Raw genomic sequence first — 23667 nt, forward strand, 5'->3', positions numbered from 1 at the left:
GCAGTCTGAGCGCGCGCCGCGTCCTGCCTGGAAAGACGAGCCTTGAACGCCATCGACCCGACCACCTCCCACGCCGCCGCCGTCGCCGCGCTGAAAAGCGAGGTGCAACGGCGCCTCACCTATACGATCGGCAAGGACAATGCGGCCGCCAGCCCGCGCGACTGGTTCGTCGCGACGGCGCTCGCCGCCCGCGACCGCCTCGTCGAAAGCTGGCTCGCCGCGACCCGGCGCAATTACGCCGAGGACCGGCGGCGCGTGTATTACCTCTCGCTCGAATTTCTCGTCGGGCGCCTGCTGATCGACACGTTGACCAATCTCGGCCTGACCGCCGCGATGCGCGACGCGCTCGCCGAACTCGGCGTCGATCTTGAGAAGCTGCGCGAGGTCGAGCCCGACGCGGCGCTCGGCAATGGCGGGCTCGGCCGCCTCGCCGCCTGCTTCATGGACAGCATGGCGACGCTCGACATCGCCGCCATGGGCTATGGCATCCGCTACGACCACGGGCTGTTCCGGCAGACCCTCAAGGACGGCTGGCAGCAGGAATATCCGGAGGACTGGCTCTCCTTCGGCAACGCCTGGCAGTTCCCGCGTCCCGAAATCACCTATGACGTCGGCTTCGGCGGGCATGTGGAAAGCGCGCGGCTGGCGGATGGGGTGCTGGCGCATGTGTGGGTTCCGGCGGAAACCATCGTCGCCGTCGCCTATGACACGCCCGTCGTGGGCTGGCGCGGCCGGCATGTGAACACGCTGCGGCTGTGGTCCGCGCGCGCGCCCGATCCCTTGCGCCTCGACGCCTTCAATCAGGGCGATCATGTCGGCGCGCTCACGGAGCAGGTGCGCGCCGAGGCGATCTCCAAGGTGCTCTATCCCAGCGACTCCACGCCCGCGGGACAGGAGCTGCGGCTGCGGCAGGAGTATTTCTTCGCATCGGCGTCCCTGCAGGATCTCATCCGCCGTCACATGAAGCAGAACGGCGACATCCGCCGGCTCGCCGACAAGGTCGCCATCCAGCTCAACGACACCCATCCGGCGATCGGCGTCGCCGAACTCATGCGGCTGCTCGTCGACGTGCACGGCGTCGGCTGGAAAGAGGCGTGGCGGATCACGCAGGCGACCTTCTCCTATACGAACCACACGCTCCTGCCGGAGGCGCTGGAGACGTGGCCGGTGTGGCTGATGGAGAAGCTGCTGCCGCGGCACATGCAGATCATCTATCTGATCAACGCGATTCATCTCGACGGGCTGCGCGCGCAGGGCGTGAGCGAGTCCAATGTGCTCGCCTCGGTCTCGCTCATCGACGAACACAATGGCCGTCACGTGCGCATGGGCCATCTCGCCTTTCTCGGCTCGCACAAGGTCAATGGCGTCTCGGCGCTGCACAGCGAGCTGGTGAAGGAGACGGTGTTCAAGGAGTTTCACCGCCTCTATCCCGACCGCATCGTCAACAAGACGAATGGCGTCACCTTCCGGCGCTGGCTGATCGAAGCCAATCCGGCCCTGTCGTCGCTTCTCGCCGAAACGATCGGTCCGGCCGTCTTCGACGATCCGACACGGCTCGCGGGACTTGAAGCCTATGCGGACGACGCGTCCTTCCAGGAGCGCTTCGCCGCCGCCAAGCGCGTCAACAAGGAACGCCTGGCCGCGACGATCTTCGACAGCGTCGGCGTGCGCGTCGAGTCCTGCGCGCTATTTGATGCGCAGATCAAGCGCATCCACGAATACAAGCGCCAGTTGCTCAATGTGCTGGAGGCGGCGGCGCTCTATCTCGACATCGTCTCGCAGCCGTCACGCGACTTCGCGCCCCGCGTGAAGATTTTCGCCGGCAAGGCGGCGGCGAGCTATCATCAGGCCAAGCTCATCATCAAGCTCGCCAATGACGTCGCGCAGGTCGTCAACGCCGATCCCGCCGCGCGCGGTCTGCTGAAGATCGTCTTCCTGCCCAATTACAATGTCAGTCTCGCCGAGAAGATCATTCCGGCGGCCGATCTCTCCGAGCAGATTTCGACGGCCGGCATGGAGGCGTCGGGCACCGGCAACATGAAATTCGCCCTCAATGGCGCCTTGACCATCGGCACGCTCGACGGCGCCAATGTGGAAATTCGCGAGCGGGTGGGCGACGACAACATCTTCATTTTCGGATTGACCGCGCAGCAGGTGGAGGCCAGTCGCGCGCAGGGCATCGACGCACGCGAGGCCATCGCCGCCAGCCCGCGCCTCGCGGCGGCGCTCGACGCCATCGCGCGCGGCCTGTTCTCGCCGGACGACAGACATCGCTACGCCCAGCTCGTCGATACGCTGACCTACTATGATCACTTCCTGGTGACGAAGGATTTCGACAGCTATTGCGCGGCGCAGCGCAGCGCGGACGCGCGCTGGGGCGACCAGACGGCGTGGCGTCGCTCCGCGATCCTCAATACGGCGCGGGTGGCGTGGTTCTCGTCGGATCGAACGATCCGGGAATATGCCGAGGAGATCTGGAAGGTCGAGGTTTAGATCGCGCAGAGGCGGAATGTCCCCTCCCCAGCCCTCCCCCGCTTCGCGGGAGAGGGGGCGCATCCGGGCCTTCACCCAAGCGCGGGATCAGCCGGCCGAGCGCCGCGGCGAGCGCAGGGCAAGGCGGGTCAGGCGGCGCGGGCCGGTGAGCGCCGGCACGGCGGCGACCGTCGCCTCCTCTTCCTCCTCGTCCTCGACTTCGACATAGGCCGGCTCGGGCAGGCGCTTTTGCGCTTCGCCGCGCTGCGCCGGGGTCGATTCCGCGACATTGGCCGAGCCGCTGAGCACGGCCCCGCGCGCGACTTCGATCGCGCCGCAGTCCCAACTGCCCTCGACGCGGCCGGTGCTGCGCACGGCCATGAGCTGCTTTGTCGTGATCTCCGCGCTGACATGGCCGGAAATTTCGGCGCTCGTCGCCGTGATCTTGCCCTTGACCGTCCCGGTTGGGCCGACGACGAGGTGGCTGCAAACGATCTCGCCGTCATAGTCGCCGTCGATCACGATGACGTCGCGCGCCCGGATCTCCCCGGTGAGCTCGACGCCCTGTCCGATATAGACCGAATTTTCCTGGTCAGGCCTGAACGTCGCCATTTCGAAATCCCTTGTCGTGCGAATCGCCTTGCCGCGAAGGTAAACATTTTTTCCTCCCCGCGCGGCGAAATTCAGACATGTCCCGCCCCGCCCGCTCAGCGCTGCCGGACATAGCGTCCCGGCGCCGGCTCCAGCGGCACATGGCCCTTTTGCTGGGAGCCCATGGGGGGCGGCGGCGTCCGCTCCGTCGCGCTGCGCTGTTCCAGCCAGGCGGCCCAGGCCGGCCACCAGGAGCCTTCGATCAGCCGTGCGCGCTCGCGCCAGTGATCCGCGCCGACATAGGGCTCACGCCGCGCCCGCACCCCGATGTGATAGCGCCGCCCGGGATGGCCGGGCTCGGAGACGACGCCGGCGTTGTGGCCGCCGTTGGTGAGCACGAAGGTCATGTCCGTGTCGGTGAACAGATGCGCCTTGTAGACCGAGCGCCAGGGCGAGATGTGATCGGTCTCCGTGCCCACGACGAACATGGGCGCGGCGATGTCCTTGAGCGTGATGACTTCATTCTCGACGGCGAAGCGCCCGGCGGTGAGCCGGTTCTCGAGAAACAGGCCGCGCAGATATTCGGCGTGCATGCGGTAGGGCATGCGCGTCTGGTCCTCGCTCCAGGCCATGAGGTCGGTCGGAGGGTCGCGTTCGCCGAGCAGATATTCCTTCACCGCCCGCGCCCAGAACAGTTCGTTGGAGCGCAGCGCCATGAAGACGCCGGCCATCTGATGCGTGTCGAGATAGCCCTGATCCCACATCATGTCTTCGAGAAAGGCGACCTGCGCCCAGTCGACGAAGAGCATCAGATCGCCCGGCTCGCTGAAATCCGTCTGTGAGGCCAGCAGCGTGATGGAGGCGAGCCGGTCGTCGCCGTCGCGGGCCATGGTCGCGGCGGCGATGGACAGCAGCGTGCCGCCGAGACAATAGCCGGTGGCGTGAACCTTGCGGCCGGGAACGACGGCGTTGATCACGTCGAGCGCCGCCATCACGCCCTGCGTGCGATAGTCGTCGAGCGCAGTGTCGCGGTCCCGCGCGTCGGGATTGCGCCAGGAGATCATGAAGACGGTGAATCCGCGCTCCACCAGATAGCGCGCCAGCGAGTGATGCGCGGCGAGATCGAGCACGTAATATTTCATGATCCACGCCGGAACGATCAGCAGCGGCTCGGCGTAAACCGTCTCCGTCGCCGGGCTGTACTGGATCAGCTCCATGAGATGATTGCGATAGATCACCTCGCCCGGCGTCGCGGCGACGTCCTTGCCGAGGACGAAGCCATTACCGTTGCCGTTCGACTGCGTGGCGGCGTCGAGAAGGTCGTCGATGAAATATTCCAGCCCGCGCACGAGATTGGCGCCGCCCTCGCGCTGCGTGCGGTCGAGCACGACCGGATTGAACCAGAACAGATTGGACGGGGAGAAGGCGTCGAGATATTTGAGCGCGAGAAAGGAGACGCGCGCGGCGGTGTTCGGGCGCATGCCCCGCGTCTCGCGCGTCGCCTTGCGCCACCACTGGCGCTGCGCAAGAAACGCCTGTTCGATGAAGAGCCAGGGGAAGGCGCCCCAGGCCGGATCGTCGAAGCGATGATCGCCGGGCTCGGGGGCGAAGGGCCGCTCGGCGCGGTCGCTGACGAGATTGTGCAAACCGAAATGCGCGAGCCGCGCGGTCGCGGCGTACGCCTCCGCCGCAAGCTCCATCTGGCGTCCGGGAGACTGGGCCAGATGCGCGGCCCAGTCGATCCAGGCCGACAGTTGCGCATGCGGCGAAATGCCATGCGTGAAGCGGGCGGCGGTCGCCTGCGCGACGCGGTCCACGGTCTCGAAGGACTGTGGCCGCAGCAGCGGCGTCAGCAGCGGCGCAGCGCGACGCTCCAGCGGACCGCCGTCGCGGCGTTTCAGTGAATTGCTCATGGCGTTCCTGTGGCTGGATCGGCGCTGCCGCGAGTAAAGCGCCCAATTGTAGCGCTTCGACGACAGCAGCCTACGGCCCGTTCGCCAACAAATCGGAAATCGAGCCGTTCCCGTGTCGCCGCCCGATCGCCTGGGCGAACAGCTCCGCGAGCGGAAGCACGGCGAGTTGATCCTGAAGCGTCAGCGCCGCCGTATCGGTCAGCGGAACGGAGTCGGTGAGGAGAAGCGCGTCGAGCCCGGCGCCCATGAGGGTTGCGGGGGTTTTTTCGGTAAAGACGCCATGCGTCGCCACGGCGTGGACGGACGCGGCGCCATGCGCGCGGCAGGCCGCGGCGGTGCGCGCAATGGTGCCGCCGCCGGCGATGAGATCATCGAGAATGATCGCGGCGCGGCCGGCGACGTCGCCGGCGAAAAGCTCGCCGGTGACGCGCCCCTCGCTGCGGGTCTTGTCCATGAAGGCTTTGGCGACCGGGCGTCCGAGCCGGGATTCGAGCTTCTGGCGGAAAAGTTCCGCGCGCTTCTCGCCGCCCAGATCGGGCGAAACGACCGCGACAGGCGCGTCGCCGAGGCGCGGGGCCAGATGGCGCGCAAACAGCGCATGGGCGTCGAGAGGGATGGTTTCGCAGCGGAACGCATTCTCGAAGGCGGCAAGATTATGCACGTCGATGGTCATGACCGCGTCCGCGCGCATGGCGTCGAAAAGCTGCGCGACGTAACGCGTGGTGATCGGATCGCGCGGCTTGGTGCGGCGATCCTTGCGGGAAAAGGCAAGATAGGGGACGACGGCGGTGACGCGCGCGGCGCCCGAATCCTTCAGCGCGCCGATGAAGAAAAGAAGCTTCAGAAGCTTCTCGGCGCTGCTCGCGCCGGCTTCGCGGTACAGGCTGAAGATGAGGTATACATCGCCGCCGCGCACGCTCGCCAGCGGGCGCAGCTTGTATTCGCCGTCCTCGAACGCGCGCTCTTCATGCGGGGCGCAGGCCACGCCGAGCCGCCGCGCCACCTCCGCGCCAAAGGCGTGGCTCGATCCAAGCGCAAAAATCAGCAAGGACTTCATGACCCCTCCTCTCGCAGCCAGGCGGCGACGCGCGGCCATTGCCGCGCGAGCGTTCGGCGCCCCATGAACAATGCGAGATGGCCGCAGGGGGCGCGGGCGGTTTCGATGTCCGCCCCAATGAGCCGCCCCGCCGCCAGCGCCTGCGCCGGCGGCGCGATCGCGTCCGTCTCGCCGACGAGCAGAAACAGCGGCTTGTCGAGCCCGCGCAGGTCGACCATTCTGCCGAGCGCCGGAAATGCGCCTCTCGCCAGCGCGTTCTCGCGGTAGAGATGGCGCACGACCTCGCAGAAATAAGGGCCCGGCAGATCGACCGTGCGACGGTCCCACGCCTGAAAGGCGGCGGCGATCGGCGCCGTCAGGGGGTCGTCGAATGGCGGCGCGAGTTCGAGCGAGTCGGCCAGCCGCGCCTCCTCGTCGGCCTCGCGCGGCCAGACATGGGCCATATGCGCGCCGCGCATGCAGCCGCCGCCGGCGGCGATGAGATGACGCAGCGTCGCCTCGGATGTTTGCGCGACGGGCGCGGACAATGCGGAGGGCGCGGCCTCGACGTCGACAGGCGTCCCGACGGCGACAAGGCGCCGGGTCTTGGCCGGAAAACGGGCCGCGTAGACGAGCGACAGCCATCCGCCCTGACAGAGGCCGACGAGATCGACCGGCGCGCCGAGATCGTCGACCACGACATTGAGCGCGGCGAGCAGATCGTCGACGCCATGACGCTCCGTCGCGGGAGTCGCCGATTTCCATTCGATGAGATGAAGGCGGCGGCAACCATTGTCCCGCAGGGCCGCCATCAGACTGTGGCCCGGCGCGAGGTCCGCGATCCGCGCGTCGTGCAACGCGAAGGGCGACACGACCAGGACCGCCGCGCCAGCGTCGTCGCCAGGCGAAAAATCCCACAGGCGCAGCGCCGCGAGCTCGAGCGCGAGACGCGCGGGCGTCGTCCATTGCGGCGGCGCCCCGAGGTCGGGCGCCAGCGCCAGCCGCCACATGTCCAGCGACGCCAGCGGCCAGGCCCAGAATTGCCGCGTCCAACTGTCCCAGGGCATCGCCTTTTTCGTCCCGCTCCGAGGCGGCCTATCATATGTCATATTTGCGGGAAGGCGACGGCGCTGAGCGCCAGCGGAGCGGCTGCATGGTGACGATGACAAAACATGTCTCTCTCGCCGACAAGGTGCGTTTTCTCGGCGCGCCCGACGCCTACGTCCCGCGCCCGGCCTCGGTCGAGGTCGTCGAGACGCATATGTCTTATGTGTTTCTGGGCGGCGCGCGCGCCTACAAGCTCAAGAAGCCGGTTCGCTATCCCTTCCTCGATTTCTCCACCATCGAGGCCCGCGCGCAGGATTGCCGCGCCGAAGTCCGTCTCAACCGGCGTCTCGCGCCCGACGTCTATCTCGGCGTCTTGCCGTTGACCGCGGACGACGGCCGGCTCGCGCTCGGGGGGCGCGGCGAGGCGGTGGACTGGCTCGTGGAGATGCGCCGTCTGCCGCAGGAGCATATGCTCGACGATCTCATCGCCCGCGACGCCGTGACCGACGCGCAGCTCGACGGGCTTTGCGACACTCTGGGGCAATTCTATCGCGGCGCCGGGCGCTCGACGATCACCGCCGCGGATTATGTCGCGAGATTCACGGGCGAGATGCGGCTCAACCGTGAGATTCTGGCGCAGGCCGAACGCCCCCTTCAGGCGCGGGCCGAGCTTTTGCTCGATCAGCTCGACGCGCGTCTGTACGCGTCGCGCGCCTCGCTCGAGGCGCGTGCGCTCGACGGTTGCGTCGTCGACGGCCATGGCGACCTGCGCCCGGAGCATGTCTGCCTCAACGCGCCCATCGTCATCTTCGATTGTCTCGAATTCAACGACGCGCTGCGTCAGGTCGACCCTTTCGACGAGATTGCGCTCCTGGGCGTCGAATGCGCGCAGCTTGGCGCGCCGCATCTGCTGGGCCGCTTGACGAGGGGCCTTGCGGCGCGTCTCGACAGGCCGGCGCCCATGGCGCTCGTCGTCCTGTACGGCGCGTGGCGCGCCGCGTTGCGCGCGAGGCTGTCCTTCGCGCATCTGCTCGAGCCCGCGCCGCGCACGCCGCAAAAATGGACGCCGCTCGCGCAGCGCTATCTTTCCATCGTTGACCGGCTGCTTGGAGGCGAGTCGTCATGGCTTTCCTGAATCGGGAAGAGGCGGGCGGGCGGCTCGCGGAGAAGCTCGCCCGGTTGCGGGGCGAGGACGTGGTCGTCTTCGCCCTGCCGCGCGGGGGCGTTCCCGTCGCGGCGCCGGTCGCGGCGGCGCTGGGCGCGCCGCTCGACCTTGTTCTGGTGCGCAAGATTGGCGCCCCCTATCAGCCGGAGCTGGCCATGGGCGCCGTCGCCGACGGCCGCGCGCCGGTCGTCGTCCGCAACGAGGACGTCATCGACGTGCTGGGCGTGAGCGACGCGCGCTTCGACGAGGCCTGCGCCCGCGAATGCGCCGAGATCGAGCGCCGCCGGGCCCTTTATCTGGGCGAGAGGCCGCGCGCGCAGGCGCAGGGCCGCGTCGCCGTGGTGGTGGATGACGGCGTCGCCACCGGGGCGACGACCCGCGCCGCCTTGCGGGCGGTGCGCGCGCAGGCGCCCAAGCGCCTGATCCTCGCCGTTCCCGTCGCCTCGACCGAAGCGCTCGACGCGCTGGCCGCCGAGGCGGATGAGATCGTCTGTCTCGAGGCGCACGACTGGTTTCGCGGCGTCGGCGGCTATTACGCCGATTTCCGCCAGACCGAGGACACGGAGGTCATCGCCCTGCTCGATCGCTACGGGTCCGGCGCCGCGCGCGGCTAAATGCCTCACGCCGTCGCGCCGGGCTTGCCAATCCCTGTCAAACTCGAGGTCTATTCAGGAACCCTGATTCAGCGCCACGCAGCTCGAACGAAGTGGTTTTCATATGACTGACACGATCCAGCCCGCTTGCACGAACCGCTATGTTCGCTTCTTTTCCGAAATCGGAATTGGGGACGTGCCGCTCGTCGGCGGCAAGAACGCCTCGCTCGGCGAAATGTATGGCGAGTTGACGGCGCGGGGGATTCTCGTTCCCAATGGTTTCGCGGTCACGGCCGAGGGGTATCGCCAGGCGCTCGACGCCGCCGGGGCCTGGTCCCCGCTGAAGGAGGCGCTCGACGGGCTCGATCCCGATAATGTCGATGACCTCGCCCGCCGCGCCAAGCGCGCGCGCGACATTGTCTACAGCGCCGGCCTGCCGGCGGAGGTCGAAGCCGACATACGCGCCGGGATGAAGCGGCTCGTCGCGGAATACGGGCCCGAATTGTCCGTCGCCGTGCGCTCCTCTGCGACGGCCGAGGATCTGCCCACGGCGAGTTTCGCCGGCCAGCACGACACCTATCTCAACATTCACGGGGAGGCGGCCGTCCTCGACGCCGTGCGCCATTGTTTCGCGAGCCTCTTCACCGACCGCGCGATCCGCTACCGGATCGACAATGGCTTCGATCACTTCAAGGTGTTCAATTCGGTCACGGTCATGAAGATGGTGCGCTCCGACCTCGCGGCCTCGGGCGTCATCTTCACCATCGACACGGAGACCGGCTTCGAGGACGTGGTGTTCATCACCGGCGCCTACGGGCTGGGCGAAAACGTCGTGCAGGGCGCGGTCGATCCCGACGAATTCTATGTGTTCAAGCCGACCTATGCGCAGGGCAAGCGGGCCATTCTGAAACGGTCGCTCGGGCCCAAGAAGATCAAGATGATCTTTTCCGATCGCGGCCGCGTGACGACGCGCAACATTCCGACGGACGACAGGGAAAGACAGAAATATTGCATCAGCGACGCCGAGGCGCTGACGCTCGCCGGACAGGCCATCGTCATCGAGGAGCATTACAGCGCCAGGGCCGGCCAGCATCGCCCCATGGATATCGAATGGGCGAAGGACGGCGTCGATGGGCGGCTCTACATCGTGCAGGCGCGGCCGGAGACGGTGGCCTCGCGCAGGAAGCGCAACGTCATTCAGGAATATCACGTCAAGTCGCACGGCGCTCTCAAGGTCGAGGGCCGGGCCGTGGGCGCGAAGATCGCCGTGGGGACGGCGCGCGTCATCGAACATGTGCGCGAACTGTCGAGCTTCGTTCCCGGTGAAATCCTCGTCGCCGACACGACGTCGCCCGATTGGGGCACGGTGATGAAATCCGCCGCCGGCATCGTCACCAATCGCGGCGGGCGCACCTGCCATGCCGCCATCGTCGCGCGCGAACTCGGCATCCCGGCAATCGTCGGCACGGATTGCGCCACCCGCGTCATCCGTACAGGCGACATCATCTCGGTGTGCTGCGCGGAAGGCGACGTCGGCAGGGTCTATGAGGGGCGCATCGCCTTCGACGTCGTCGAGACGGATCTGACCAGCCTGCAAAAGCCCGCCACCCATGTCATGATGAATGTGGGCAATCCGGAGCTTGCCTTCGGACTCGCGGCGCTGCCGAACGATGGCGTCGGCCTGGCGCGCATGGAGTTCATCATCAACGAATCCATCGGCGTGCATCCGATGGCGCTCATTCACCCCGAGGCCGTCAGGAGCGACGCGGACCGGGAAAAGATCGCGCGGCTGACGGCGCAGTACGAGAGCCCGAGCGCTTATTTCATCGAGCGCCTGTCGGAAGGCGTCGGAACCATCGCGGCGGCGTTCTATCCCAAGCCCGTCGTCGTCCGCATGTCGGATTTCAAGACGAATGAATATCGCTCGCTCATCGGCGGCGAAGCGTTCGAGGATGTGGAAGACAATCCGATGATCGGCTTTCGCGGCGCCTCGCGCTATGCGCATCCCAAATATCGGGAGGGCTTCGCGCTCGAATGCGCGGCGATGAAGCGGGTGCGTGAAGAGATGGGTCTCACCAATGTGAGGCTGATGATCCCCTTCTGCCGGCGCGTGGAGGAAGCCGGAAAGGTGCTCGCGCTCATGGCGGAGCTCGGTCTCGAACGCGGCCGGGACGGGCTCGAGATCTATGTGATGTGCGAGATTCCCAACAATGTGCTTCTGATCGACGCTTTTGCGCGAGAGTTCGACGGCTTCTCGATCGGTTCGAACGATCTCACCCAGCTCACGCTTGGCGTGGATCGCGACTCCGAAGTCGTGGCCTTTGATTTCGACGAGCGCGACGAGGGCGTGAAGACGATCCTGCGCATGGCCATCGAGGGCGCGAAGCGCAATGGTCGGCACATCGGCATCTGCGGCCAGGCGCCGTCCGATTACCCGGAGATGGCGGAGTTTCTGGTGCGTCTCGGCATCGACTCCATGAGTCTCAATCCGGACACGATCCTCAAGACCACCATGCGCATCGTCGAACTGGAGAAGACGCTCGGGCGTGTGGGAGGCGGCCGCGCTGGCGCATGAGGGCTTGAAAGACCGGCAGGCGGCGACAGTTTCCGTTGAACCGCGCACTCGTGCCGAAAGCGCGGTCTCAACGCCCGCCGCTGCGCATGCGGCTGACAGCGCAGCCCGGAAAAAGGACGATTGCCATGAGCACGACTGTCATGAGCATGCCTGTCAAACTGGCGCTTTCAACCTTGTTCGCCGTCGGCTTCGCGGCGCTTGCCGGAGGCGCCGCGTCCGCCATGCCGGTCGCGAAGGTCGGCATGGAGCCGCCCCCGATCACCGAGGACGTTCACGCCGTGCGCGTCTGCAACCGCTGGGGCCGCTGCGTCTGGTCCTATGCGGGCCATGTGCATGGCCCGCGCTACGGCTGGCGGCATCCCTATCATCGCCATTACGGCTACGGCTGGCGCCGCTATCGCCATTGGTAGGGCGCCAGAAAGTGAAAAACGGCCCGGCGGTACATCCGCGCTCGGGCCGTTTTTCTCCAGCGGATTGAACCGCCGGCTCCTTGAAGAGGTAGGCGCGGGTCGTCACATTGCAAGCGGCGCCGTCGCCCTGCTCATTTGCCTCGAAGTTGTTGCGCTGGCGCTCTTGTGGCGGGCGCAAGAAACATGCAGTCTCGCTTGCACTTACTGAAGTGCAGGGGGAGAGGTCTTGAAAAAGCGGCTGCTTGGAGCTCTGGCGACGCTCGCGGCGGCTCTTCTCCCCGCCCACGCCGACGAGCCCCAGAAGCCACAGAAACCAAAGTCCGTCTCGTTTCTCAAACAGAAATCCATCGCCGATACGCCGGGAGGCCCGAAGGAGCAGCTTCGGCGCTACGGGATCGACGCGGATGTGTGGGTGACGCAATTCTTCCAGGGGATAGCCGCGGGCGGCAACAGCGGCGTCTCGCGCTATGGCGGAAAGCTCGACGCCTTTCTCAAGATCGACGCCGAGAAGCTCGGCCTGTGGCAGGGCCTGCGCGTCAGCGCGCAATATGAGCAGTATTTCGGCCGCAACATAAACAACAAGGACTACGCGCTGCTCCCGGTGAACGCGGCCCAGGCGTTTATCGCGAATGATAATTACCATTCGGCGCTGTCGCTGGTGGTCAGCCAGCAGCTCAGCAAGGAGCTTTCGATCAGCGCCGGCAAGTTCAACCTGATGACCGTCGCCGCGCAGACGCCGCTCATCGGCGGCGGCGGGCTCGAAACCTTCATGAACCGCGCCTTCGCCCTGCCGTCGACCGGCATCGGCGTGGCCTCGCCGGGCACATTGGCGGATCGGCTGATCGTCTCGCCGCCCTATATTCTCGGCGGGGTCGCGACGCTGAAAACGCAACTTGCGACCTTCACGCTGATTGTCGCCGATCCCCGCAACGCCCAGAATCCCCGGGTGCTGGAACGGCCCTTCGAGCGCGGCGTCGGCGTTGTCGGCGGCGTCACCGCGCCCGTGCAGATCCTCGGATTGCACGGCTTTCATACGCTGCGGGGCGGCTACAGCAATGCGCGCGGTTTCGATCTCGACGACAGCGACGATCTGCGCGCGCGTCTCGCCTCGCGTCAGCCGGTGACGAAGAAGGGGTTCTGGCTCGCCTCCTACGCCGTGCAGCAATATCTCGTGCAGGACCCGGACAATCCCGACGTCGGCTGGGGCCTGTTCGGACTCGCCACGCTTTCGGACGGCAATCCCAATCCGGTCAGATGGAGCATGCTGGCGGGTCTTGCCGGCAACAATCTTCTGCCGGGCCGCGCCGACGACAAATGGGGCGTCGGCTTTTTCCACTATGGGCTGACGCAGCCGCTTCTCTCGGGGCTGGCGCAGCGCGGTCTGTACCGGCGCAGCGAAGGCGGCGTTGAGGCCTTTTACAACTGGGCCGTCACGCCGTGGCTCAGGCTCACCGGTGATTTGCAGGTGGTGGAGCCCTGGAACGCGCTGAGGCCGCGCGAGACGGTCATGGCGCTGCGGTTGCAGACAAAGTTTTGAGCCGCCGACCGGACCGCCTCTCTCCGCTGCGCGGGGAGAGGCGAGACGCGCGGAGATTTACACCGCCTGCATGGCTTCCGGCTTGGCGCGGCCGCGCTTCACCATCAGCTTGTTCAAGGCCGACACATAGGCGCGCGCCGAGGCGACGAGCGTGTCCGGATCGGCGCCGCGGCCGGTGACCGACTTTCCGTCCTCGGACAGACGCACAGAGACTTCCGCCTGCGCGTCCGTGCCTTCCGTCACGGCGTGGACCTGATAGAGTTCCAGCGTGGCCTCATGCGGCGCCAGCGCCTTGATGGCGTTGAAGATGGCGTCGACGGGGCCGTTGCCGGTGGCCTGATGCGTGACCTTGTCGCCTTCGATGTCGAGCGTCAGCGCCGCCGATTGCGGGCCATGCGTGCCGGCCATCACCATCAGCGCCAGAACCTTGATGTGATCATGCGCGGTCACGATCTCGTCGTCGACGAGCGCGATCAGATCCTCGTCGTAGACGAACTTCTTGCGGTCGGCGAGATCCTTGAAGCGGTTGAAGGCGTCGTTGAGCTGGTTCTCGCCCAGATCATAGCCCAGCTCTTTCAGCTTCTCGCGGAAGGCGTGGCGACCCGAATGCTTGCCCATGACCAGCGAGGTCTTGGACACGCCGACGCTCTCGGGCGTCATGATCTCATAGGTGTTCGCATTCTTGAGCATGCCGTCCTGATGGATGCCGCTCTCATGCGCGAAGGCGTTCCGGCCGACGATCGCCTTGTTGTACTGCACCGGGAAGGACGTCACCGCCGACACGAGCTTCGAGGCGCGCGTCAGCAGCTTCGCGTCGATGTTCGTGTGATAGGGCAGGAAGTCGTGACGCGTCTTCAGCGCCATGACGACTTCCTCCATCGCGGCGTTGCCGGCGCGTTCGCCCAGACCATTGATCGTGCATTCCACCTGACGCGCGCCGCCGCGCACGCCCGCCAGCGAATTCGCGACGGCGAGGCCCAGATCGTCGTGGCAATGCACCGAGAAGATCGCCTTGTCGGCGTTGGGCACGCGCTCGCGCACGGCGCGGAAGAGCTGTTCATACTCCTGCGGCGTCGTATAGCCGACGGTGTCGGGAATATTGATCGTCGTCGCGCCGGCCTTGATCGCGGTCTCGACGCAACGGCACAAAAAATCGAGTTCCGTGCGCGTGCCGTCCTCCGCCGACCATTCGACGTCCGCGACATGATTGCGGGCGCGGGTCACGGAGGAGGCGACCAGCTCCAGCACCCGCTCGGGCTCCATCTGGAGCTTGTATTTCATGTGCACGGGCGAGGTGGAGATGAAGGTGTGGATGCGCGGGCGCTTGGCGTCGCGCAGCGCCTCGGCGCAGCGGTCGATGTCCTTTTCGGATGCGCGGGCGAGGCCGGCGACGGACGCGTTCTTCACGCGCCGCGCGACCTCGGCGACGCTCTCGAAATCGCCGGGGCTGGCGATGGGAAAGCCCGCCTCGATGATGTCGACGCCCAACTGGTCCAGGAGGTCGGCGACCTCCAGCTTTTCTTCCAGCGTCATGGAGGCGCCGGGCGATTGTTCGCCGTCGCGCAGGGTCGTGTCGAAAATGACGACGCGCTCGCTGTCCTTGGAGCCGTTCGCGGGATGGGTCATGTCGGAAACTTCCTGAAAGCTGCTTGCGCCCGTCTCGGGCGTGATCGTGGTTGCGTCTGATCCCCTGACGGCCTGGGCGCGAACCCTGCGGGCGGTCAGGGGCGACGAAGCAGCAGCAGGCCCGCGCGCAAGCGCGTCTCGAGCGTCGCGACGCGCAACGCGGACGCAGTGTCGGCTCTGTCTGTGGCGGCGGCGACGGCCACGATTCGAAGTCCTCGCAAGACGGCGGAAAGCCGGATCGCCCAAGGATAGGCAAAGCCGCCCGCTCAGGCAAGCCGCAAGGCCGCCCAATCGCACGGCGCCAGGAAGGCTCTTCGGACATTAAGAAAAGTTAAGCCTTACCGCATTTGTTTTTTATCGTTTTTGGCCGATGGGGGCTCTTGCCCTGGCGCCGACATGAGCCCTAACATCCCTCCATGGTCAAAACCGCTTTCTCCATTCGCCACGCCCGACCCGGCGACGCCGAGGAAATCGCCCGCGTCCATGACGCGTCCTGGCGCGACGCCTATCGCGGCGTGATTCCGGGAGTCGAACTCGAAAAGATGATCGCGCGGCGGGGTCCGGCGTGGTGGCTGTCGGCCATCGAGCGAGGGACGGGCCTGCTGGTGCTCGACTTCGACAACAGGATCGCGGGCTATTCGACCTATGGGCGCAACCGCGTGCCGTCCATGCCCTATTCAGGCGAAATCTTCGAAATCTACCTCTCGCCGCAATATCAGGGGGTCGGCCTCGGACAGCGTCTGTTCGGCGCGGCGCGGCGGGAGCTGGCCGAGCACGGCTATCTGTCGACCATTGTCTGGGCGCTCGCCGACAATGAGAAGGCGCTGGCCTTCTATCGCAGCCTCGGCGGCCAGACCGTGCGCCGCGCGGAAGAGCGCTTCGGCAATGACATGCTCACCCGCGTCGCCTTCGGATTCGTCTCCGCCCCGGTGCGCTGACCTCTCGGCGCGTCAGGCGGCGGAGCCCGCCCTCCCGGAGGAGGACGGGTCTGCGTTGAAGCCTGGCGTCACTTGCCCCAGTTTTCGACGCTCGGATCGCGCTTGGCGTGCTGAAGATCGTCGGCGAACTGGGAATATTGCTGGTTCATCTTCTCCGCGGTCATGGCCGCGCCGCCATCGGACATGATGGCGATTTTCATCTGCTCCGTGGCCATGTGATCGAGCTCGTTGATCCACTGATTGACGTTCGTCAGGAGCTTGTCCTTGCGCGCCTTCTGGGACTCGCCGGGCGTCGTGTCGGAGGCGACGGCGATCTCGGCCCTGGTCTCCTCGATCTGCTTGTCGAGATCCTTGACCTTGGCCTCCGTCGCCGGGCTCTTGTCCTTCTCGAAGGCGGCCTCGGCCTCTTTCTTCGCCTTTTCGAGATTGTCCAGGCCGTTCCTGAGCCAGCTCGCCTGAATGTTCAACAGCGCGTCGCGGGCGACCCCGTTCAGGTTGAAGCCATTCGGGATCGGGAAATAGGGGCCGAGCTTGGCGGCCTGGGCCGGCGCGGAAAGGCTGAGCCCGCCGGCGACGAGCGCCGACGCCAGCGCGAGGCGGAGGCCGCCCGTCCTGATGGCAAAAAACATCTGTTTTCTCTCCCCTATGTGCGCGCCTGCCTGTTGTTTATGGCGCGCGTTCTGCCGGAAGGTGGGCCATCCCTCTCTTTCTTGCAAGGGCGCAGGCGGCCACAGACGCGCCAATCTCCGCCGCCGGGCCGTCCGACGCGGCGCTTGACGGGACGGGGCGTTTCGCGCGACTCTTGCGCCCGCCGGGGGAGCCCCTCCCGGCGGCGTGCGACGCCGCCACGGGGCTGAGAGGCTGCGGGGGCGTCGCACAGGGGCGCCGGGCGTCGCGACCCTTAGAACCTGATCCAGTTCAAATGCTGGCGGAGGGATGGTGTTTCGCTTTTCACGCTTCAGGGGCGGGCCATGCGCGCGCGGGTGATCGGTGCCGGCGTCGCCGGACTCTGCGCCGCCTTCATGCTCGCGCGTGAGGGCGTCGCGGTCGAACTCGTCGAGCGCCAGACGGCGGCCGGGCTGGGCTGCTCGCGCTTCGCGGGCGGCATGATCGCGCCATGGTGCGAACTCGAAAGCGCCGAGCCGATCGTCGCCGAGCTTGGCCGCGAGGCGCTGGAGTTCTGGACACGCGACGCGCCGGCCGCCACGGTGGCGGGCAGCCTGGTCGTCGCTCCGCCGCGCGAGCGCGCCGAGCTTTTCGATTTCGCCCGCCGCACGGATCATTACGAGCGGCTCGACGCGGCCGGGATCGCGGCGCTCGAGCCCGACCTCGAAGGACGCTTCGACGACGCCCTGTTCTTCCCGCAGGAGGCCCATCTCGATCCGCGCGCCACCATGGCCGCGCTCGCGGCGCGTCTGGCCGAAATGGAGAATGTGACGCTGCGGTTCGGGCAGGAGCCCGAGGCGCTGACGACCCGCCCGGACTGGACAATCGACTGCCGCGGCTTTTTCGCCCGCGACGCGCTGCCCAAACTGCGGGGCGTGAAGGGCGAGATGATCCTGCTGCGCAGCGCGGAGATTTCGCTCGCGCGGCCGGTGCGCATGCTGCATCCGCGCCGCCCGGTCTATGTCGTGCCGCGCGGGGAGGGGCTGTTCATGGTCGGCGCGACCATGATCGAGAATGAGGAGCGCGCGCGGGTGACGGCGCGCTCGGTGGTGGAGCTGGTCAACTCGGCCTTCGCCATTCACCCCGCCTTCGCCGAGGCGGAAATCGTCGAAACGGGCTCGGACGTGCGGCCGGCCTTTCCAGACAATCTCCCCCGCCTTATCCGGCGCGGCCGGACGGTCTATATCAATGGGCTCTACCGGCACGGCTTCCTGCTCGCTCCGGCGCTGGCGCGCCGCGCTGCGGAAGCAGTGGTGCGCGGGGCCTATTTTCCGGAGGTCATGGATGCGGATTCAGGTGAACGGGCGCCCGCGGGAGGTTAACGCCACCACGCTGGAGGCGCTGCTGCGCGAACTGGGCTACGAGAACCAGAAAATCGGCACGGCGGTGAACCAGGAATTCGTGCGCGACAGGGATCGTGAACAGACCCTGCTGCAGGAAGGCGACGCCGTCGAGATCGTCACGCCCCGGCAGGGCGGCTGAGGGTCGAGCCGATGCCGCCAACCGACCTGCTGACGCTCTACGACGTCGCATCGCGCTCCCGCCTCCTGCTCGGCACGGCGCGCTTCCCGTCGCCCGCGATTCTCGGCGACGCCATTCACGCGTCGGGCTGCGAGATCGTCACCGTCTCGCTGCGCCGCGAGGCGGGCGGCTCGCGCGCCGGGGAGAGCTTCTGGAGCCTGATCCGCGCGGCCGGCGTGCGGGTGCTCCCCAATACGGCCGGCTGCCGCACGGCGAAGGAAGCGATCGCCACGGCGCAAATGGCGCGCGAGGTGTTCGAAACCGACTGGATCAAGCTCGAGGTCATTGGCGAGGAGGACACGCTGCAACCCGACGTCTTCGGCCTCGTCGAGGCGGCGAAGACGCTGGCGGCGGACGGTTTCAGGGTCTTCCCCTACACGACGGACGATCTGGTCGTGGCCGAAAAGCTCCTCGACGCCGGCTGCGGCCTGCTCATGCCCTGGGCGGCGCCGATCGGCTCGGGGCGGGGCGTCAACAACCCCTTCGCGCTGCGGGCGCTGCGGGCGCATTTTCCCGGCGTTCCCCTCGTCGTCGACGCGGGGCTGGGGGCGCCCTCCCATGCGGCCGCGGTGATGGAGATGGGCTATGACGCCGTGCTGCTCAATACGGCGGTGTCGCGCGCCGGCGATCCCGTGACGATGGCCCGAGCCTTTGGCCAGGCCGTCGAGGCCGGACGGCTGGCGTTTCGCGCCGGCGCCATGACGCCCCGCGACATGGCCGAGCCCTCGACGCCGGTGATCGGCCGTCCCTTCGGGGGCGCCGCCTGAACGAGGCTTCGGGGGGCATCCCCCTCAACCCGCCATTCCCGGCCGAACGCCTGTCCGCGCCCGCGCTCCAGGAGCCCCCTTTGATCGCACAGAGCCTCGATCCCTTCTATCTGATCGTCGATGATTCGGACTGGCTGCCGCGCCTGCTGCCGCTCGGGGTGAAGCTCGTGCAGTTGCGGGTGAAGGATCGCCCGGAGGCGGAGGTCCGCGCCCAAATCCAGCGCGCGCGCGATCTGTGCCGCGCGGCGGGCGCGCACCTTGTCGTCAATGACTACTGGCGGCTCGCGATCGACGAAGGCTGCGACTTCGTTCATCTGGGGCAGGAGGATCTCGACGCCGCCGACCTTCCGGCCCTGCGCCGTCACGGCGTCCGTCTCGGCGTCTCCACCCATGACGAGGCGGAGCTCGAGCGGGCCCTGTCCGTTTCGCCCGATTACGTGGCGCTCGGACCTGTGTGGCCGACGCTGCTGAAGCAGATGAGATTTGCGCCGCAGGGGCTGGGAAGGCTTTCGGTCTGGAAGCAGCGCATGGGCGACATCCCCCTCGTCGCCATCGGGGGCCTGACGCCGGGGCGCGCCTGTCTCGCGCTCGCGGCAGGGGCGGATAGCGCCTGCGTCGTCACCGACGTCCTGCGCGCCGCCGACCCCCCGTCACGCGCCGTCGAATGGGTCGCGGCGACCGCCCCCTGGCGCGACGCGCCGGAGCTGACGCGGCGGTTTCGTCCCGATTACGCCCGGGCGGAGGTTCTCGCCTCGCCCAACCACGGCCCGCGCACGCGCCCGATTTCCGCGCTGGTGCTGCATTATACGGGCATGCCGACGTCGCAAGGGGCGCTCGAACTCCTCTGTTCGCCGATCCATGAAGTCTCGGCCCATTATGTCGTCGAGGACGACGGGCGCGTGTTGCAGCTCGTGCCGGAGGAGCGGCGCGCCTGGCACGCCGGCCAAAGCTACTGGGCCGGGGAAATCGATCTGAATTCGGCGTCCATTGGAATCGAGATTGTGCATCCGGGCCACATTGATCCGCGTCCCTACCCGCAGCCGCAGATTGACGCGGTGATCGCGCTGGCGCGGGATGTCTGCCAGCGGCGCGGGATCGCGCCCGAGCGCGTGCTGGCCCATTCGGACATTGCGCCGCGCCGCAAGACCGACCCCGGAGAGTTTTTCCCCTGGACCACGCTGGCCCGCGCCGGGATCGGCGTCTGCGTCGAGACCGCGCCCGTCGGCGGCGCGGCGATGGAGCGGGACATGTCGGGCGAGGCTGTCGCGCGGCTGCAACGGCGGCTTAACCGGTTCGGCTACAAGCTCATCGAAACCGGGATCTATGACGAGGACACGGTCACCGCCGTCGCGGCGTTTCAGCGCCACTACCGGCCGCAATGCGTCGACGGACGGGCCGACGCCTCGACGGTCGAGGCGCTGACGCGCCTTCTCGAACGCAGGGGGAATGTCGAATGAGCGAGGACGTGAAACAGGCGGTGGTCGTCACCGGCGCGTCGACGGGGATTGGCGAGGCCTGCGCCAGGCTGCTCGTTGAAAGGGGCTTCTTCGTCTTCGGCTCCGTTCGCAAGGAGGCCGACGCGAAGCGTCACGCCGCGCAATTCGGCGAAAATTTTGCTCCGCTGCTGTTCGACGTGACCGACGGCGCGGCCGTGGCGCGCGCCGCGCAGGAGGTCGAGGCCTGGCTCGGCGGCCGGACGCTCGCCGGACTGGTCAACAACGCCGGCGTCGCCGTGCCGGGACCGCTGCTGCATGTGCCGATCAGCGAGCTGCGACGCCAGCTCGAAGTCAATGTCGTCGCCCAGATGCAGGTCATCCAGGCCTTCGCGCCGCTCCTCGGCGCCCGGGCGCCGCAGGGCGGGCCGCCCGGGCGCATCGTGAACATGAGCTCGGTCGCGGGCCGCGTCGCGCAGCCGTTCTTCGGCTCCTACAACGCCTCCAAATTCGCTCTCGAAGGCCTGTCCGACGCGCTGCGCCGCGAACTCATGGCCTACGGGATCAAGGTGATCGTCATACAGCCGGGCATGATCTCGACGCCGATCTGGGACAAGGCCGAGGACGCCGGCTTCGGCGCCTTCGACGACACGATCTACGGCCCGGCGGCGCGGCGCGTCCAGAAATGGGCCGTGGAGAACGGCCGCGCCGCCGTCGGCCCGGAACATGTCGCGGAAGCCGTCTATCGCGCGCTGACCGCGCCGCGCCCGCCCTTGCGGATCTCCGTGCTGGGGAAGCGCGCTTTCGGTTCGATCGTGCAGCGCCTGCTGCCCGCGCGCGTCCTCGATTGGCTGGTGGCGCGCCGCCTGGGATTCGACGAGATCCGCAAGAGCCTCTCGAACGCGCCCTGACGCGCGTTGCTCCGAACCGGCCACGCCCTTTCGAAAGGCGCAATCGACAGTGCGCCGCCAATGGCTAAACTGCCTGCGAGAGGGCGGCGCGGGGAGGGAAAGATGGCCGATCAAACGCCGGCGACGCATGGCGTCGTGTGCTGGAGCGAGCTCAACGTCCACGATGTGGCGCGCGCCCAGCAATTCTATGCGGAAACACTGGGCTGGCGCTATGAAGCGATGACCATGCCCGACATGACCTACTGGATCATCCTGTCGGACGCGGCGCGCGTCGGCGGCATGTTTGAAATGAAGGGCGCCGCCTTCGAGGGCGCGCCCGAGCACTGGATGACCTATATCGCCGTCGACGACGTCGACGCGCGTCTGCGCAAGGCCGTCACGGCCGGCGCGCGCATCTGCAAGGATGCGTTCGATATCCCCGGCGTCGGCCGCATGGCGGTGCTCGCCGAGCCCGGCGGCGCCATTGTCGCCTGGATGACGCCCCGCCCGGCCTGATGGGCTCCTGGCGAATTTTGGCGGGATCGCGGCCACGGCGGCGCTATGCCGCCGCGCCGCTTCCTCCTACAGTCGCCGCCGGGAGGACAGCCCGACGCATGTTCGACAAGATTCCGCAGCACCTGCAAAAGCCGATCGGCATGGCGCTCGGCGCCGCCTTTTTTCTGCTCTCGCTGCTCGCCATCCCCTTGAGCGTGGTCACGCTCATGCGCTGGTTCGGCCTGTCCTGGTGGCTGGCGCTGATCGGCGTCTTTCTGGCGACGCTCATCCCTTACGCCGGGCGCTTCGCCTATCTCGGGCTCGCGGTCATCGGAGCCTATTACGTCATTGACGCGGGCTTCAGCCTGCCCGACGCCGCCGGCCGTTTCATCGACTGATTCATTCGCCTGCGCAGGCTCTCGCGAGGAGGCTTGCATAGAAGGACGGAACTTTCGACCACCCGGGCTTTCCGGGATAGTCGCTTCTGACGGAGCCCGTCGCCATATGCCCCGCAAACCAGCTTCCGCCCTCCGAGCGATAGGCGCCCTTGGCGCAATCGAAGACGGCCGTCTCGATTTCGGAGAGGCCTTTCTCCGAAAGCCCGAACGGCGTCGCCTGCGCCGATGCGGGATCGTAATCGGTGAGCGCGCGCAGGACGATCACGCCACCGGCGAGCAGGCGACGCGAGGCGGGATCATAATAGATCGTCGAGAAGTCGTCCTGTCCGGCAAGGCGCCATTCGGCCAGCGCGGGCGACGCGCACAGCAGAAACGCGACAAGCGGAGAGAGGGGGTGTGCACGCATGCCATGATGTCCCGGCTCAATCATCGCAGTTTGTCATGCGGCGCCGAAAAGACAAGCCTGTGTGACGAAGCGGGGAGCGGCCGCCCGTGAGAGCTTCGCTCAAGGACCTGGTCGTCGCGATCTTCAACGGCGCGCCATCGGCGGAAGCGGCGCAAGCCTACAGCGCGCAGGCAACCGCGCTGATCTCCCTCTACATCTGCTTCGTCGCCGTCTTTCTCATTGCCATTTATATCCGCGCGACAAAAAGGAACGCCGCGCTGCCCGCCGCAGTGCAACTGTTCAGGGTGTGGATCGCCGCCGCGCTGATGATGGCGGTTGTGATGATCGCGGCTGTTGTGACCTGGTTTTATCTGTCGCTGTGACAGGGGCGCCGCCGCGCGGCCCTTCTCTAAAAATGATGTGTCAAGGCCTGACGGGAGACGGCGACGGCGCGCCCGCCTGAAATTTTCTTTTTGGGTTAACCCTGCCTTAAATGCTTCAGCTTAACTGTAAACACGACGCTTCGAGAGCGCGGTTGACAGGAGTGAAACATGCACAAAACATTGCGTATTATTCTGGCGGCGGGAATCTTTGCGGGCAGTTGCGACGTCGCTGGGGCGGTCACCACGGTGACGGGTCAGTTCAACGTCACCATGACGATCAACGCCGCTTGCGCGATCTCGGCCGCCACCGATCTGGCGTTTGGTTCGTCGGGCATCATGAGCGCCGACGTCACGCAGAATTCGTCGCTGACCGTCAAATGCACGCAGGGCACGGCGTATCAGATTGGCCTTGGGGACGGCAATAATTTCCTCAGCCCCACCCGCCGTATGGTCAATGCCGCGGACAACACGAAATTCATCACCTACGAGCTTCTCAAGCCCGACAACTCTCCCTGGACGTCGACCAGCACGGTGAGCAGCACCGGTACGGGCGTCGACCAGACGTTCACCGTGAAGGGCCGCGTGCCGCAGCAGTCGGTTGCGCCCGGCAGCTATTCGGACGTCGTCCAGGTGGTCGTCACCTATTGACGCAGTCGACCTCAAACGCCGGGCGCGGCCCCAAGTCCGCGCCTGGCGCTTCTCGCGCGATCAGATGCGCTCGCGTTGAAGCCCTGTAAAAGATGTTCTCTCCTCACAAGCCGTGATCGCCCATCGGCGCGCTCAAAACGGAGCGAAAGAATGCGCGGCGGCCTTCGATGTTTTCTGA

23 protein-coding genes and 1 pseudogene are annotated in these 23667 nt (G+C 66.9%); 17 read left to right on the forward strand and 7 right to left on the reverse strand.

Features of this window, described 5'->3' with window-relative positions:
- Positions 1-42: 42 nt before the first annotated feature.
- Complete coding sequence (locus tag ACR652_RS12190) at positions 43-2493, forward strand: glycogen/starch/alpha-glucan phosphorylase (RefSeq protein ID WP_434506756.1); 2451 nt, start codon at positions 43-45, stop codon at positions 2491-2493.
- An 87-nt stretch (positions 2494-2580) separates the two neighbouring features.
- Here ACR652_RS12190 and ACR652_RS12195 read toward each other — a convergent pair whose 3' ends face one another.
- The 4 genes from ACR652_RS12195 to ACR652_RS12210 all read right to left on the reverse strand — a co-directional run bounded on the left by ACR652_RS12195 (position 2581) and on the right by ACR652_RS12210 (position 7079).
- Positions 2581-3084 (reverse strand): bactofilin family protein, encoded by a 504-nt coding sequence (locus tag ACR652_RS12195; RefSeq protein WP_434506757.1) that lies wholly within the window; start codon positions 3082-3084, stop codon positions 2581-2583.
- 95 nt (positions 3085-3179) lie between these two features.
- Positions 3180-4976: a PHA/PHB synthase family protein gene (locus tag ACR652_RS12200; RefSeq protein WP_434506758.1), complete on the reverse strand. Its 1797-nt coding sequence runs from the start codon at positions 4974-4976 to the stop codon at positions 3180-3182.
- A 70-nt stretch (positions 4977-5046) separates the two neighbouring features.
- Positions 5047-6033, reverse strand: a complete 987-nt coding sequence (locus ACR652_RS12205) for a ribose-phosphate diphosphokinase (RefSeq protein ID WP_434506759.1) — start codon at positions 6031-6033, stop codon at positions 5047-5049.
- A complete protein-coding gene (locus tag ACR652_RS12210; protein ID WP_434506760.1) occupies positions 6030-7079 on the reverse strand; it encodes an alpha/beta fold hydrolase in 1050 nt (349 codons plus the stop codon). Before ACR652_RS12210 ends, ACR652_RS12205 begins: the two co-directional genes overlap by 4 nt.
- 86 nt (positions 7080-7165) lie before the next feature.
- On the opposite strand from ACR652_RS12210, the gene ACR652_RS12215 reads away from it, so the two are divergent.
- The 5 genes from ACR652_RS12215 to ACR652_RS12235 all read left to right on the forward strand — a co-directional run bounded on the left by ACR652_RS12215 (position 7166) and on the right by ACR652_RS12235 (position 13339).
- The gene (locus ACR652_RS12215; RefSeq protein ID WP_434506761.1) at positions 7166-8194 is read left to right on the forward strand and encodes a hypothetical protein; all 1029 of its coding nucleotides are present in this window, start codon (positions 7166-7168) and stop codon (positions 8192-8194) included.
- Positions 8182-8838, forward strand: coding sequence for a phosphoribosyltransferase (locus ACR652_RS12220; RefSeq protein ID WP_434506762.1), 657 nt, complete (start codon positions 8182-8184; stop codon positions 8836-8838). Before ACR652_RS12215 ends, ACR652_RS12220 begins: the two co-directional genes overlap by 13 nt.
- Before the next feature lie 103 nt (positions 8839-8941).
- Complete coding sequence (ppsA, locus tag ACR652_RS12225) at positions 8942-11392, forward strand: phosphoenolpyruvate synthase (protein ID WP_434506763.1); 2451 nt, start codon at positions 8942-8944, stop codon at positions 11390-11392.
- A gap of 125 nt (positions 11393-11517) precedes the next feature.
- Positions 11518-11802 (forward strand): hypothetical protein, encoded by a 285-nt coding sequence (locus tag ACR652_RS12230; protein WP_434506764.1) that lies wholly within the window; start codon positions 11518-11520, stop codon positions 11800-11802.
- A gap of 226 nt (positions 11803-12028) precedes the next feature.
- Positions 12029-13339 (forward strand): carbohydrate porin, encoded by a 1311-nt coding sequence (locus ACR652_RS12235; RefSeq protein ID WP_434506765.1) that lies wholly within the window; start codon positions 12029-12031, stop codon positions 13337-13339.
- Positions 13340-13396: 57 nt separating this feature from the next.
- On the opposite strand, the gene ACR652_RS12240 is transcribed toward ACR652_RS12235, so the two are convergent.
- A complete protein-coding gene (locus tag ACR652_RS12240) occupies positions 13397-14965 on the reverse strand; it encodes a 2-isopropylmalate synthase (RefSeq protein WP_434506766.1) in 1569 nt (522 codons plus the stop codon).
- Between the two features lie 416 nt (positions 14966-15381).
- Between ACR652_RS12240 and ACR652_RS12245 the strand changes: the two genes are divergently transcribed.
- Positions 15382-15903, forward strand: a complete 522-nt coding sequence (locus ACR652_RS12245; protein WP_434506767.1) for a GNAT family N-acetyltransferase — start codon at positions 15382-15384, stop codon at positions 15901-15903.
- A gap of 68 nt (positions 15904-15971) precedes the next feature.
- Here ACR652_RS12245 and ACR652_RS12250 read toward each other — a convergent pair whose 3' ends face one another.
- Positions 15972-16532, reverse strand: a complete 561-nt coding sequence (locus ACR652_RS12250; protein WP_434506768.1) for a hypothetical protein — start codon at positions 16530-16532, stop codon at positions 15972-15974.
- Between the two features lie 342 nt (positions 16533-16874).
- Here ACR652_RS12250 and ACR652_RS12255 point away from each other — a divergent pair, with 342 nt between their 5' ends.
- From ACR652_RS12255 to ACR652_RS12290, 8 genes and pseudogenes are all read left to right on the forward strand, one after another.
- Entirely contained in the window at positions 16875-17891 is a 1017-nt protein-coding gene (locus tag ACR652_RS12255) for an FAD-dependent oxidoreductase (RefSeq protein WP_434506769.1), read from the forward strand.
- A complete protein-coding gene (gene thiS, locus ACR652_RS12260) occupies positions 17854-18051 on the forward strand; it encodes a sulfur carrier protein ThiS (RefSeq protein ID WP_434506770.1) in 198 nt (65 codons plus the stop codon). Before ACR652_RS12255 ends, thiS begins: the two co-directional genes overlap by 38 nt.
- An 11-nt stretch (positions 18052-18062) precedes the next feature.
- Positions 18063-18857: a thiazole synthase gene (locus ACR652_RS12265; RefSeq protein WP_434506771.1), complete on the forward strand. Its 795-nt coding sequence runs from the start codon at positions 18063-18065 to the stop codon at positions 18855-18857.
- 80 nt (positions 18858-18937) lie between these two features.
- Positions 18938-19537: pseudogene (locus ACR652_RS12270) on the forward strand (thiamine phosphate synthase); the annotation flags it as partial.
- Between the two features lie 24 nt (positions 19538-19561).
- A complete protein-coding gene (locus tag ACR652_RS12275; RefSeq protein WP_434506812.1) occupies positions 19562-20314 on the forward strand; it encodes an N-acetylmuramoyl-L-alanine amidase in 753 nt (250 codons plus the stop codon).
- The gene (locus ACR652_RS12280; protein ID WP_434506772.1) at positions 20311-21201 is read left to right on the forward strand and encodes an SDR family oxidoreductase; all 891 of its coding nucleotides are present in this window, start codon (positions 20311-20313) and stop codon (positions 21199-21201) included. Before ACR652_RS12275 ends, ACR652_RS12280 begins: the two co-directional genes overlap by 4 nt.
- A gap of 102 nt (positions 21202-21303) precedes the next feature.
- Entirely contained in the window at positions 21304-21696 is a 393-nt protein-coding gene (locus ACR652_RS12285) for a VOC family protein (protein WP_434506773.1), read from the forward strand.
- A gap of 98 nt (positions 21697-21794) precedes the next feature.
- Positions 21795-22073, forward strand: coding sequence for a hypothetical protein (locus ACR652_RS12290; protein ID WP_434506774.1), 279 nt, complete (start codon positions 21795-21797; stop codon positions 22071-22073).
- 1 nt (position 22074) lies between these two features.
- On the opposite strand, the gene ACR652_RS12295 is transcribed toward ACR652_RS12290, so the two are convergent.
- Complete coding sequence (locus ACR652_RS12295) at positions 22075-22479, reverse strand: surface-adhesin E family protein (protein WP_434506775.1); 405 nt, start codon at positions 22477-22479, stop codon at positions 22075-22077.
- An 86-nt stretch (positions 22480-22565) separates the two neighbouring features.
- Between ACR652_RS12295 and ACR652_RS12300 the strand changes: the two genes are divergently transcribed.
- Entirely contained in the window at positions 22566-22841 is a 276-nt protein-coding gene (locus ACR652_RS12300) for a hypothetical protein (protein WP_434506776.1), read from the forward strand.
- Positions 22842-23009: 168 nt separating this feature from the next.
- Positions 23010-23489 (forward strand): Csu type fimbrial protein, encoded by a 480-nt coding sequence (locus tag ACR652_RS12305; protein WP_434506777.1) that lies wholly within the window; start codon positions 23010-23012, stop codon positions 23487-23489.
- The last annotated feature ends 178 nt before the right edge of the window (positions 23490-23667 follow it).

Origin of the sequence: Methylocystis sp., from assembly GCF_051061225.1 — a bacterium.
In the GTDB taxonomy this organism is placed as follows: Bacteria; Pseudomonadota; Alphaproteobacteria; order Rhizobiales; family Beijerinckiaceae; genus Methylocystis.